Genomic DNA, 12,799 nt, shown 5'->3' with positions numbered 1-12,799 from the left:
TCCGCCCGTTCATCGAACGGGGGTACGAGCTTGCGCCCTGCGTGCCGTGGCGTGAGCCACAGCGCGCCCGCGGCTCTCATACCCGGGGATGAGGCCCGGACCCAGCCGGGCGGCGCCACACCCGTCGTGGCCGTGCCCCGCCCGGGACTCAGCCCGGCAGCACCACACCGGTTTCGTAGGCGATCACCACGGCCTGCACCCGATCCCGGGCCTGCAGCTTGGAGAGGATGTGGGACACGTGCGTCTTGACCGTGGGCTCGGAGAGGGAGAGCCGCTGCATGATCTCCGCGTTGGAGCACCCCGCGCCGATCAGCTCGAAGACCTCGCGCTCGCGCGAGGTGAGGCCCTGCAACCGCGGGTCCCGCCACGGATCGTTCCCGGCGCTCGTCACCACGCCGCCCGGACCCACCATCACGTCCGCGCCCGGCACCCCGGAGCCACCGGACGCCCCGGCACCGCCGGCCGCACCGCCTGAACCACCCGTGCCACCCGAACCGTCCCCGGGGGGCACAGCACCCGCGCTGCCGGAACGACCACCCGGGCCGTCGGCCGACTCGCACGTGGTGGCGACCGAGCGGCCCGCCCCCGAGACCAGGTGGGAGAGCAGCCTCCGCGTGGTGGACGGCGCGATCACCGCGTCCCCGCGCGCAACCGTGCGGACGGCGTCCAAGAGCTCCTCGGGGCGGGCATCCTTCAGCAGAAAACCACTCGCACCAGCCTGTATGCCTTCAAGTGCATACTCATCGAGGTCGAACGTGGTGAGCACGATGATCCGCACCTGCGGGGCGAGGGCGAGGATCTCGCGCGTGGCCTCGATCCCGTCCATCTGTGGCATCCGCACGTCCATGAGGATCACGTCCGGAGCCCCAGCCACGGCAAGCCCGGGGCGCACGGCGTCAACGGCCGCCACGCCGTCGCCCACGTCCCCCACCACGGTGAGGTCCGGTTGCGAGTCCACGAGCATGCGGAAGCCGCCGCGCACGAGCGGCTGGTCGTCCACGATGAGAACCCTCACGGGCGGCGCTGTCGTCATTTCTCCTCCCCGGGCAGGGTAACCCGGACGACGAACACGTCCGGACGATCGGGGTGCGGGCCCGCGGTGAGGGAGCCGCCATGGAGGTCCACACGTTCGCGCAACCCCTGCAGCCCGTAGCCCCCGCGGGGCGTTCGGCTGGTGCTCGCGGCGCCGTCGTTGGTGATCTCGGCCCAGGAACCGTCCGGGCGGTGCTCCACCACGATACGCACGGAGGAGGCCTGCCACGCGTGCTTCAGCACGTTGGTCAGGGCCTCCTGGGCCACCCGGTAGAGCGTGAGCTGCGCGCCGGCGGACAGGGCCGGCTCCCCGTTCACGCGATGCTCCACGGGCAGCCCGGCGTCCCGCACGGACGCCACCAGGTGCTCGATCTGCTCCAGCTGCGGCACCGGCGAGGTCCCCGTGGCGTCCTCGGTGCGCAGCACGCCCAGCAGTCTGCGCATCTCGGTGAGCGAGCCGCGTGCGGTGTCCGCGATGGTGCCGAGGGTCGCCACGGCCACGCCGGGGTCCGACGCCGCCGCGTACCGCGCGCCGTCCGCCTGGGCGATCACCACGGACAGGGAGTGGGCGACGACGTCGTGCATCTCCCGGGCAATCCTTGCCCGCTCGTCCTGGGCCGCCATCCGCACCTCCTGCTCTCGCTCGATCTCGAGCCTGCGGGCACGGTCCTCGAGCTGCTCGCGCCGCTGCCGCCGGCCCCGGGCGAGGTCTCCCGCGAGGTACGCCACCGTGACGCAGGCCGCGGAGCTGACACCGAACATCGTGCCCACGATCGCCCACTCGGCCGTGGAGTAGTTCTCGGGGAGGAACAGGAACCAGTGGTTGCTGCGCCACCCCAGCACCGCGCTGCCCAGCAGGGCCGCGAGGTAGACGCCGCGCCGGGCCCGCCGGGGCGAGCGGATGGCGGCGGTGTAGACCACGCACGGCACGGACCACAGGCACAGACCCACGGGAGCCACGTTGAACGCGAGCAGGCTCAGCAGCACGAGTGCCCCGTGGAGGTACGCCACCACCGTGGGTGCGGCCCGGCGGAAGAACAGTGGCAGCCAGCACACGAGCATGCACCACCAGGTCACCCCGTCCCACAGCGCGGACACCGTGAAGAAGATCGTGACAAAGCCGCCCACGAGCACCAGCAGGGCATTGCTGATGTGAGGGTGGTTCTCGATCCACTGGGCCAGTCTGAGGTGCAGAACCATCACCGCAGCACACTATCCGGCGGGGAGCCCGCACCACGTCGTCGTCGGCCCACGAGAAATTTGCAGTAACTGCACCAACACGGTTACTCTCAGACCGTGATCGGGCCATGCACGCACAGCGGGAGAACACAGGACGGACGGGGCACACGCCGCACCGCCACGCGCCGGGACATCCTCGCCGCGGCGGAGGAGCTGGTGCTGGAGAACGGTCTCGCCGGGCTGCGCACCAAGGACCTCGTGCGCCGCGCGGGCGTCTCGGAGCGCACCGTGTTCAACCACTTCGACAGCATCGAGGACACCGCGCTCACGCGCATCGAGGAGTACCTCACCCCCCTGTTCTCCGGCCTGGACGTCCCCGCGGACACCCCCGTGGCGGAGCTTCCCACGGCCGTCCGTGACCGCGTCCTCATCCGCCTCGCCACGCCAGCCGGGCTGGAGTGCCTCACCGGTTTCGTCCATCTGGCCGCCGCTCTCGCACCGGACTCCGGCGAGATCCTGACCCGCCACGTGGTCCTCACGCTCACCAGCATGGGGAGCCTCGCGAGTTCCGAGGTGGAAGCGGAGCATCCGCAGCTCTCCCTGGAGCAGCAGATGCGCCTGCGGCTCTACCTGACCAACCTGGCCCTGGGCCTGGGCCTGGGCCTGGCACGCCCCGCACTCCACCACCTGCCCCGCGAAACCTTGACCCCATTGGAGGTCAAGGACCGCATCCCACCGGCGGAAGAGCTCGTCCCCCACATCGAGTGGGCCTTCCAGCAGGTGGATGCCGGGCTGCCGCAGCTGTAACGCGTCCAACGCACCCCATTCCACCGGCGGGGCCGCAAGGGCCCGCCGACCCGCTCCCGAGACCGAATAAGTGAGTTATGGCGACATTCCTGTACAGAATCGGCGGCTTCGCCGCCCGTAGGGCCTGGGTGGTCATCACCGCCTGGCTCGTCATCCTGCTAGCCCTGGGGGGCGCTTTCTTCGCTTTCAAGGGCGAGCTGAGCAACAGCATCACGATCCCCGGGACCAAGGCTGCCCAGGTCCAGGACGACCTCGCCGGCGCGTTCGACGTCAACGCGGACGCCGGGGTGGGTCAGGCCATCGTCTCCACCACGGACGGCAGCAAGATTACCGAGCAGCAGCAGAAGGCGGTGGCCGCCGCGCTGAAGAAGGTGGACGGCATCGACGGGGTGGACTCCACCACGGACCCGTTCTCGCAGCAGAAGCAGGTGGACGACGCCCGAAAACAGCTCGAGGACGGCCGCTCCCAGCTCGAGCAGGGCGAGAAGCAGCTGGCGGGCGCACAGCAGCAGATCGACGCCGCCCGCTCCAAGATCCCGGCCAACGCCCCGGCCTCGGCCACGCAGCAGATCGACCAGCAGCAGGCGCAGCTGGACGAGCAGAAGAAGAAGATCGACGAGCAGAAGCCGGAGCTCGAGCGCAACGAGAAGAAGCTCGATCTCACGAGCGAGTACGGCTCGATCTCCGAGGACGGCACCACCGCGCTGACGGGTGTCACGTTCGAGCACGAGATCAACGAGGTCTCCTCGGACACCCTCGCGGAAGTCCGCTCCGCGTTCGAGGACACGGACCTGCACGGACTGGACGTGCAGTTCGACCAGAACCTCGAGGGCATGACCGAGATGGGCGTGACCTCCGAGATCATCGGCATGGTGATCGCCCTGATCATCCTGCTCATCATGCTCGGCACGTTCGTGGCGGCCGGACTTCCCGTGCTCATGGCGCTCGTGGGCGTGGGCGCGGCCTACCTGGGGGCGTTCGCGCTCTCGGACGTGGTGGACATGAACTCCACCACCCCCGCACTGGGCTCCATGCTGGGCCTCGCGGTGGGCATCGACTACTCCCTGTTCATCCTCAACCGCCACCGCAACAACCTGCGCCGCGGCATGGGCATGCACGAGTCCATCGCGCTGGCCACGGGCACCAGCGGCAACGCCGTGCTCTTCGCCGGCACCACCGTGGTGATCGCGCTGCTGGCCCTGAACGTGGTGGGCATCCCGTTCCTGTCTGTGATGGGCAACGTGGCCGCGTTCGCCGTGGTCATGGCCGTGGTGGTCGCCGTGACGCTGACCCCGGCCATGCTGTCCCTGATCGGGCGCCGGGTCATGCCGCGACGCCGCTGGGACGCCATCCAGCGCCGCGCGCAGCTGCGCCGTGACGCCGCCGAGATCGTGGGCGAGGACGAGCAGCACACCGCAGACCGAGCCCACGCCCTGACCGCCGAGCGGGACACCACCCCGCGCGGTTGGCTCAAGGTGGTGCTCGCCAAGCCGGTGCTGACCATCCTGGCCACTGTGGCCGTGCTCGGGATCATCGCCGTCCCCATGACCCAGCTGCGGCTGGGCCTTCCGGACGGCAGCAGCCAGAGCGCGGACTCCGGCGCGTACAAGACGTACAAAATCGTGGAGGACAAGTTCGGCGCGGGCCGCAACGGCACCGTCGTCGCCGCCGCCTACCTCCCGGAAGGCACCACCGAGGAGCAGGCCGAGGACCTGCAGGTGGACCTGGGTGAGCAGCTGCGCGAGCAGGACCACGTCTCCGCCGTGGTGCCCGCGGCGATCAGCAAGGACCACTCCATGCTGCTGTACCAGATCATCCCGGACGAGGGCCCCAGCGCCGAGTCCACCACCGATCTGGTCAACAGCCTGCGAGACCTGCGCCTGGACACCCCCGAGGGGGAGGCGAGCTTCGGCGTCACGGGTCAGACGGCCATGAACATCGACATCTCAGAGAACCTCTTCAAGGTGCTGCCGGTGTACCTGGCGATCGTGGTGGGGCTGTCCCTGATCGTGCTGATCCTGGTCTTCCGCTCCATCTGGGTGCCCCTGTCGGCCACCATCGGCTTCCTGTTCTCCCTGCTCGCGGCCTTCGGCGCCACCGTGGCCGTGTTCCAGTGGGGCTGGCTGGGTGATCTGTTCAACATCACGGAGCCCGGGCCCATCCTGAGCTTCCTGCCCATCCTGGCGGTCGGGATCCTCTTCGGGCTGGCCATGGACTACCAGATGTTCCTGGTCTCGGCCATGCGCGAGGCGTACAGCCACGGCCGGGACGGGAAGACCGCGGTGGTCGTGGGCTTCAACCACAGCGCCCGGGTGGTCGTGGCCGCCGCGCTCATCATGACCGGTGTGTTCATGGGATTCGTGTTCAGCGGGGACCCGATGATCGCCTCGATCGGCTTCGTGCTTTCCGCGGGCGTGCTCTTCGACGCCTTCGTGGTGCGCATGACGCTCATCCCGGCGCTGATGCACCTCATGGGCGCGAAGGCCTGGTGGTTCCCGAAGTGGGCGGAGCGGATCGTCCCGGACGTGGACGTGGAGGGTGCCTCCCTGGAGCGCCCTGCGCAGCCCTCCTAGCCTGCGCAGCCCACCCAGTGAGTTCGGCGCCTCGCGAACCGGCCGTCGCCCCGCTCAGCGGGGCGACGGCCGGTTCGCGTCAGGCCGCGGTGCCCGGCTCCGGCTTGCTGGTGGCGTCCCGGACCTCGCCCACGAGCTCCTCGAGGACGTCCTCGAGGGCCACGATGAACACCGACTCGTCGGAAGTGCGGGAGTCCCGTGCCACTTCACCCAGCAGCGCGAAGTGCGCGCCCTTGGCCTGCATGGTGCGGGTGACCTTGCGCAGCTTGTCCTCGGGGGCCACGCGGGCGAAGCGCCTCACGATGGCCGGGGGGATCGACTGCTCGCGCGCCGTCTCCGGCAGGCCCAGCACGTCCTTGGTGTGGATGTAGCCCATGAGCCGCTCGTCCGCGTCCCGCACGGGGAAGCGCGAGTAGCCCGTCTCCGCGCACAGCTCCTCGACACCCGCCACGGTGATGTCGAACGGTACGGTACGCATGCCGGTCAGGGGCAGGGCCACGTCCGCCGCCGTCTTGTTCTCGAAGTTCAGGGCGCCGGTGAGCAGCCGGATCTCGTCGTTGTCCAGCAACCCCTCGCGCCCGGACTCCGCCACGAACCCGCGCACGTCGTCGGAGGTGAACGCGGAGGCCACCTCGTCCTTGGGCTCCACCTTGAACAGCCAGCGCACCAGGTGGTTGGCCGTCTCGTTCATGACCCAGATGGTGGGGCGGAAGACCACCACGAAGCCGTGCAGCACGGGGCCGAGCACCTGTGCCACGCGGCTGGGGACCGCGATGGCGATGTTCTTGGGCACCATCTCGCCCAGGATCATGTGCAGGAAGGTCACGATCAGCAGCGCGATGACCAGGGCGATCGGGTGCAGCAGCGCCTCGGGGACGCCCACCGCCTCCATGGGGACCTCGATCAGGTGAGCGATCGCGGGCTCGCCCACGGCGCCGATCAGCAGCGAGCACGCGGTGATGCCGAGCTGGGTGGCGGCCAGGGACGTGGAGACGTTCTCAATGCCCTTCAGGGCATACTTCGCGGAGCTGGAGCCCCGCGCAGCCAGCGGTTCCAGCTGGTCGCGGCGGGCCGAGACCACGGCGAACTCGCTCGCCACGAAGAACGCGTTCCCCGCGAGCAGCAGGATCAGGATGATGATGGCTGTGCTGGTGGTCATCGTTGCTCCTCCCCGGGATCCACGTCCGACACGTCCTCGTCACGGTGGAAGCCAGGGGCTCCCCTGTTCTCACCCTGCGAGAGGCGGAACTCCTCCGCCGTCTCGGGCTCCCGGTTGTCCCCGCCCAGCGGGTCCGGCCTGCCGGGCGGCTGCCACGCCGTCGACGTCGTGGAGCCGCCGCGCTCGTCCGGATTCCCGCCCACGCGGTGCACCAGGATGCGGTCCACGCGGTGCTGGTCCATGCGCATGACGTCCATGCGTATCTCGGCCTCGGTGGGGAGGTCGTCGTCGTCGCGGTGGAAGTGGTCCACGGCCTCCACGGTGAGGGTGTCTCCCACCCGGGGCAGCCGGTCCAGCTCCTCAGCCATGAGACCGCCCAGCGTGTCCGACTCCTCGCCCTCGGGCATGTCGACGCGCAGCACGTCGCCCAGCTCGTCCGGGCGCAGAAGCCCGGAGACCACCAGGCCGCCGTCGCGCGTGCGGCGGAAGCGCTGCACGCGGGTGTCCTGCTCGTCGTCGATCTCGCCCACGATCTCCTCGATGAGGTCCTCCAGTGTGACGATCCCGGCGGTGCCGCCGTACTCGTCCACCACCACGGCCATCTGCAGGCCCTTCACGCGCAGCTGGCGCATCAGCGGGTCAAGGGTCATGGACTCGGAGACCACGTCCGCGGGGACGCACACATCCGCGACCCGCACGACCCCCCGCTCGTCGAACGGCACCGCGAGCGCGTGGGTGTAGTGCACCACGCCCACAATGTCGTCCACGGTCTCGCCCGTGACCGGGAAGCGGGAGTGCCCGGTCTCCGATGCCGTGAGCAGCATGTGCTTCACAGTGTCCTCGGCGTTCAGGAAGGTGACGCGGGGACGGGGCCGCATGACGTCCGCCGCGGTGCGCTCGCCGAACTCGATGGAGCGGGCCACGAGCTCGGCGGTGCCGGCGTCCAGGGTACCCTCGCGCCCGGAACGGCTCACCACGGAGGCAAGCTCCTCCGCCGTGCGGGCGTTGGCCACCTCCTCGGTGGGGGTGAAGCCCAGCGCCTTGAGCACCAAGTTCGCGGAGCTGTTGAGCATGGACACGAGCCAGCCGAAGACCGTCATGAAGAACTTCTGCGGGAGCACCACGGCGTGGGTCACGCGCATGGGGTCCGCGATGGCCCAGTTCTTGGGAACGAGCTCGCCGAACACCATCTGGCTGAAGGTGGCCACGATGAACGCGGCGACCGTGGCAACTCCGACCGCCACGGCGTCGGGAACGCCCGCCCAGCCGAGGCCCTCGGCGAAGAGGGTTCCCAGGCTCGGCCCGGTGATGTAACCCGACATGAGGCTCGTGACCGTGATGCCCAGCTGGGCGCCCGAGAGGTTGGTGGAGGTCTTCTTGAGGCTCTCCTCGATCACGACGGCGCGCTTGTCACCGGCCTGCTCCGCCCGCTGGACGGCTTGGCGATCCACGGTGAGGAAGGCGAACTCGACGGCCACGAAGAGGCCGTTGGCGAGGACCAGGAGGATGAAGACGAGCAGCAGGAGCCAGGCGCTCAGCACTGGCTCACCCCGCTCGAGGCCCTGCTCAGCAGGAGGGAGGACGAGGGGTCTGTGGGGAGGGGATCAGGGGAGCAGCGGCGCTGCCCGGGACTGTCCGACTCCTTGTCGTCGGCCGAGGCGAGCGCACCGAGGTACGCCGCGGGCCGGTTGTGGTGAGATGTCACGAGAACAGGATACCGAATCCAGCCCCGCCCCTCGCAGGCCGCCCCGGGTTCAACCGGTGCGGCCCAGCAGGTGCCCAGCGCAGTTGCGCAGATCCTCGTGGCGGAAGCGGTAGCCGGTTCCCAGCAGCTTGGAGACGTCCACCCGGTGGCTGGCCGCCACTAGCTCCTCGGTGGCCTGCGCCCCGAGGAGCGCCTTCGGCCCGGCCAGCGGGGTGGGGACCACGGCGGGCCGGTGCAGCACTCCCGCCACGGTCTTGGCGAAGTTCTTCTGCCGCTGCGGGTTCGGTGCGGCCACGTTGAACGGCCCCTCCGCGTCCTCGGTGAGAGCGAGGTGGGCGATGGCGCCGGCCATGTCGTCCAGCCCGATCCAGCTCTGCCACTGCCTCCCACCGCCCAGCGGTCCGGACAGGCCCGCCTCCATGAGTGGCAACTGGGCCCGGAGCAGACCGCCCGATGGCGAGAGCACCAGCCCCGTGCGCACGTTGACCACCCGCACGCCGTGGGCCGCCGCACCGTGGGCGGCACTCTCCCACTCGCGGCAGACCTCCGCGAGGAAGCCCTCGCCGGAACTCGAGTCCTCAGTGAGCACCTCGTCTCCGCGGCCCGTTCCGTAGTAACCCACGGCGGAGGAGACCACGAACGCGCGCGGCCGCTTCTCCGCGGGGAGCTGGCCCATCGCTCGCACGATCAGTGCGGTGCTGTCCACGCGCGAGTCGAGGATCTCGCGCTTCTTCTGCTCGGTGAAGCGCGAGACGATGCTCTGCCCGCCCAGGTGGATCACGACGTCGACCCCCTCCAGGTCCCGGGGGTTCAGCAAGCCCCGGGCCGGGTCCCAGCCGATCACGCCCTCACCGGTGGTGGCCCCGCGCTTCATGCGCAGCACGGTGTGCCCACCGGTCTCGAGCAGCGCACAGACCTGGGTTCCCACCAGCCCGGAGGAGCCGGCCACCGCGATCGTCAGGCGGGGACCGTCGTGCTGGTCGTGGAACGCGAGGTCCTCCCGCAGCTGCCGGTCCCGGTACGCGAAGATCCGCTCCAGCTGCGGGGTCATGGCGCGCTCGCCGAGATCGTTGAGCTTTCCCGCCCACTGCGGCAGGGGGCGCACGGTCACCTCGTCCCGCACGACCGTGCCTCCCCGCGGCGACTCCTCGAAGACGTGCCGGTGCTCCCACTCCCCCAGTGGTCCGTTGACCATGCGGTCGGTGAAGAAGTGGGGCGGCTCCCACTCGCCGTGCTCGGCGGTCCACGGCAGGTGCACCGTGCCGAACGTCCCCGGCACGGAGACACCCAGCCTCGCCTCCGAGCCGGGCTTGATCCCGTCCGAGGGCGCCTGGCGCACCTGGTCGGGGCCTCCACCGAACGGCGGGGTAAGGCGGGTCAGCGCACCGGGGCGCTCGTGCCACGCGAAGACCTTCTCACGGGGCTGGGGAACGCGGGTTTCGTGGGTGAAGCGATGGGTCACGGTCGTACCGTCCGTTCATCGAAGGAGCCAAGGAGGAGTTGTCCGGGTGCGCGCAGCGGCGGGAGGCTCAGCCGTTCTGCGGAATCTGGTCCACGAGCTCGTCGTCCCCGGGCTCGTCCGCCGGGGAGACCCTGCGAACCTGCTCGGAGGTGACAACGCGCTCACGCCGACGTGGCTCCAGTGTGACCGGGGCGCCCGTCTCGAGGGACTTCAGGACGGCCGCGTTGACGCGCACGTCCAGCAGGCCCTCCTCGCCGTCGGCCTCTGGAGAGACGCCGCTGCGGACGCAGTCCACAAAGTACTGGGCCTGGCCACCGAACTGCTCCACGGGGTCGTGGGCGAAGGACTCGGAGGAGCCGTCCTTGGTGAGCGTGTACTGGATGCCGGTGTCCGGACCGAATCCGAAGCACGGCTGCGCGGTGATCTCGCCCTCAGTGCCCGCCACGGTGAACTGCTCCGCGGACTCGGAGGCGTAGGAGATGGTGAACTGCGCGAGCCGGTCGCCCGGGAAGGTGAGGGTCACGGCCACGGTGTCGTCAAAGTTGAACTCGCGACCCGGGGTGCGTACGCCCTTGGCGTAGACCTCCACGGGCTCGTCGTGGAACAGGTTGCGGACCATGTTCTGCGGGTAGGTGCCCATGTCCGGGATGGGCCCGCCCCAGAAGCCGGAGTGCCCTCGGTGGTTCTCCACGGTGATGTCCTGCGAGAACACGGAGGAGAAGTAGCGGGGATCGCCGATGACCTTCTGGTCCCGGACCTTCTCGATCATCTCCACGGTCCCGGGCTCCTGGTGCAGGCGGTAGGCCACCATGAAGGTCGCCCCGCTCTCCTGCGCGGCGTCGATCATTGCCTGGCAGTCCTCCTCGGAGGTCTCAAGGGGCTTCTCGACGAGTGCGTGGATTCCCTTGCGCAACGCCGGTTCCGCGAACTCGCGGTGCCGGAAGACGGGGGTGGACACGTAGACGGCATCGATGTCGCCGGAATCCAGCAGCGCCGGGTAGTCCTCGTAGGAGTAGACGGCCACGCCGTACTCCTTTCCCAGTTCCTCGGCCTTCTCGGCGCTCGAGGTCACGAGAGCCGCCAGCTCGGCGTCGTCAATCCGGGACAGGCCCGGGATGAACGCCTGCTGGGAGATCTGTCCCACGCCCACGACGGCGAAACGGACGGGACGGTCGTTCGGGACGGTGGCAACCATGGTTATGACCTCCGAGGGCTTCCGAGGGCTTCTGACGTGTTCGTCTTTCACTCTAGGACCGGCTCCCGGGGCTTGTCAGGGCGCGTTCACCCACCGCGCAGAGGCCAGCGACCGCCAGGAGAACCACGATCACGACGGCTGATACCGCCCGCACGAGAATCGACACTGCAGTCGCTGTCCGCACACCCCGTTCGTCGACGGCCGGCACCGGTCACCACATCGACCCGCCGACCGCCCGTGCGCCCACCTGGCCCGTGCCGAGTTGACTGATCTTAGGCACGCATGGGGTGGTGTGCCTGCAGCTGGGCTGCCGGCACTGGAGCGAGGATCCTGCTCCTCACAGCTCCTGCGCGTTCTTCAGCACCGGGATGGACTTGCGGGTGCGCTCCACGAGGTCCAGGTCCAGGTCCACCACCGTGTAGTCCGGTGCCTCCCCGAGGGACGCCACCACGGTGCCGTCAGGGGCCGCCACCAGGCTGTGCCCAACGCCGCGCGGCGCGTTCTCGGGGTTCTCTTCCCCCACTGCGAGCGGGTTCGCCTGGCCCACGGCCACCACGTACGACGTCGTGTCGAGGGCTCGGGCGCGTGCCAGCAGCTCCCACTGCTCGGCCTTGCCCGGGCCGTCACCCCAGGACGCGCCGACCACGGTGACCAGGGCGCCGTCGTGCGCCAGACGGGTGAAGAGGCGGGGGAAGCGGATGTCGTAGCAGGTGGCCACGCCCACAGTGGTGCCGCCCACCACGAAGGTGACCGGATCCTCGCCGGGGTCCACGGTGTCCGACTCGAGGAAGCCGAACGCGTCGAAGAGGTGGATCTTGGAGTAGCCGTGCACCGTGCCGTCCGGCAGGGCGATCACGGTGGTGTTGCGGACGCGCTCGCCGTTGCCCGGGGTGAACATGCCCGCGACGATCGCCACGCCGTGCTTGCGCGCGAGATCCGAGACGGCGGTGCCCCAGGGGCCGTCCAGCGGTTCGGCCACGTCCTTGAGAGCGCGTCCGAAGGCGAACATGGTGGCCTCGGGCAGCACCAGGAGATCCGCGCTGTCCTCGCCCGCGCGCCGCGTGAGGTCCGCGACGCGTTCCAAGTTCTGCGGCGGGTCGTAGGTGCTGAGCAGCTGTCCGAGTGCGATACGCATGCCAGTCACCCTAGACGGGGCATACCGGCGCCGAAAGGGCGGGCCGCGTCCGCAGACACGCGGCAGGACCAGGGACAGAGGTCCCCTCGGAGAAGGGCAGCGAGCGCCGCGTGTCAGGCGTTGCGGACGATCTTCACCGCGCTGGCGATCATGGGGATCTGCAGCGGCAGCCGCCCCAGCGAGATCACCTGCTTGGAGGCGGGCTCGTGGCGCCAGTCCCACGCCATCTTGATGTTGCCGGGCCACACGCCCACGAACAGGGCCGCTGCCGCCGCGCCACCGATCCGTCGTGTGGCGGGGACGAGCAGCAGCGCGCCGGTGGCGAGTTCCGCGCAGCCGGACCCGAGGGTCCACTGCCGGGGGGTGCCGGGCAGCTGCTCGGGGACCAGAGCGTCGAAGCCCTCGGGCCGGACGAAGTGCAGCACGCCCATCCCGGTCAGGGCCAGGCCGGAGAACACGGCGGAGCGGTGGGCCCTGCGGCGGGCAGTCATCAGTTTCTTTCCCATGCCCTCACCGTACCCAGCAGTAGCCGACGGGGCGACGGCGCCGCTC

The 12,799-nt window shown here is 69.9% G+C and carries 11 protein-coding genes; 2 read left to right on the top strand and 9 right to left on the bottom strand.

Annotated elements, in window-relative coordinates:
* Positions 1–148: 148 nt before the first annotated feature.
* Positions 149–1,033, bottom strand: a complete 885-nt coding sequence (locus FS770_RS10525) for a response regulator transcription factor (protein ID WP_145011673.1) — start codon at positions 1,031–1,033, stop codon at positions 149–151.
* Positions 1,030–2,232, bottom strand: a complete 1,203-nt coding sequence (locus FS770_RS10520) for a sensor histidine kinase (RefSeq protein WP_145011800.1) — start codon at positions 2,230–2,232, stop codon at positions 1,030–1,032. The genes FS770_RS10525 and FS770_RS10520 overlap by 4 nt, the downstream gene beginning before the upstream one ends.
* Before the next feature lie 96 nt (positions 2,233–2,328).
* On the opposite strand from FS770_RS10520, the gene FS770_RS10515 reads away from it, so the two are divergent.
* Both FS770_RS10515 and FS770_RS10510 read left to right on the top strand, forming a co-directional pair.
* The gene (locus tag FS770_RS10515) at positions 2,329–3,018 is read left to right on the top strand and encodes a TetR/AcrR family transcriptional regulator (protein ID WP_094393343.1); all 690 of its coding nucleotides are present in this window, start codon (positions 2,329–2,331) and stop codon (positions 3,016–3,018) included.
* A 77-nt stretch (positions 3,019–3,095) separates the two neighbouring features.
* Positions 3,096–5,591: an MMPL family transporter gene (locus FS770_RS10510; RefSeq protein WP_145011671.1), complete on the top strand. Its 2,496-nt coding sequence runs from the start codon at positions 3,096–3,098 to the stop codon at positions 5,589–5,591.
* Between the two features lie 79 nt (positions 5,592–5,670).
* Here FS770_RS10510 and FS770_RS10505 read toward each other — a convergent pair whose 3' ends face one another.
* From FS770_RS10505 to FS770_RS10480, 7 genes are all read right to left on the bottom strand, one after another.
* Positions 5,671–6,750, bottom strand: a complete 1,080-nt coding sequence (locus FS770_RS10505; RefSeq protein ID WP_055085960.1) for a hemolysin family protein — start codon at positions 6,748–6,750, stop codon at positions 5,671–5,673.
* On the bottom strand, positions 6,747–8,291 hold the full coding sequence (locus FS770_RS10500) for a hemolysin family protein (protein WP_055085958.1): 1,545 nt from the start codon (positions 8,289–8,291) through the stop codon (positions 6,747–6,749). Before FS770_RS10500 ends, FS770_RS10505 begins: the two co-directional genes overlap by 4 nt.
* Complete coding sequence (locus FS770_RS13785) at positions 8,285–8,455, bottom strand: hypothetical protein (protein WP_179229831.1); 171 nt, start codon at positions 8,453–8,455, stop codon at positions 8,285–8,287. The genes FS770_RS10500 and FS770_RS13785 overlap by 7 nt, the downstream gene beginning before the upstream one ends.
* A 49-nt stretch (positions 8,456–8,504) precedes the next feature.
* Positions 8,505–9,917: a TIGR01777 family oxidoreductase gene (locus tag FS770_RS10495; protein ID WP_145011668.1), complete on the bottom strand. Its 1,413-nt coding sequence runs from the start codon at positions 9,915–9,917 to the stop codon at positions 8,505–8,507.
* 67 nt (positions 9,918–9,984) lie between these two features.
* Positions 9,985–11,112 (bottom strand): Gfo/Idh/MocA family protein, encoded by a 1,128-nt coding sequence (locus FS770_RS10490; RefSeq protein WP_145011664.1) that lies wholly within the window; start codon positions 11,110–11,112, stop codon positions 9,985–9,987.
* Between the two features lie 337 nt (positions 11,113–11,449).
* Positions 11,450–12,247 (bottom strand): carbon-nitrogen hydrolase family protein, encoded by a 798-nt coding sequence (locus FS770_RS10485; protein ID WP_145011661.1) that lies wholly within the window; start codon positions 12,245–12,247, stop codon positions 11,450–11,452.
* A 113-nt stretch (positions 12,248–12,360) separates the two neighbouring features.
* Entirely contained in the window at positions 12,361–12,753 is a 393-nt protein-coding gene (locus FS770_RS10480; RefSeq protein ID WP_145011658.1) for a DoxX family protein, read from the bottom strand.
* Positions 12,754–12,799 lie beyond the last annotated feature (46 nt).

The organism is Kocuria salsicia, from assembly GCF_007681555.1.
GTDB classification, from domain to species: domain Bacteria; phylum Actinomycetota; class Actinomycetes; order Actinomycetales; family Micrococcaceae; genus Kocuria; species Kocuria salsicia.
The sequence above is the reverse complement of the archived record's forward strand: the minus strand, read 5'-3'. Positions and strand labels throughout refer to the sequence as shown.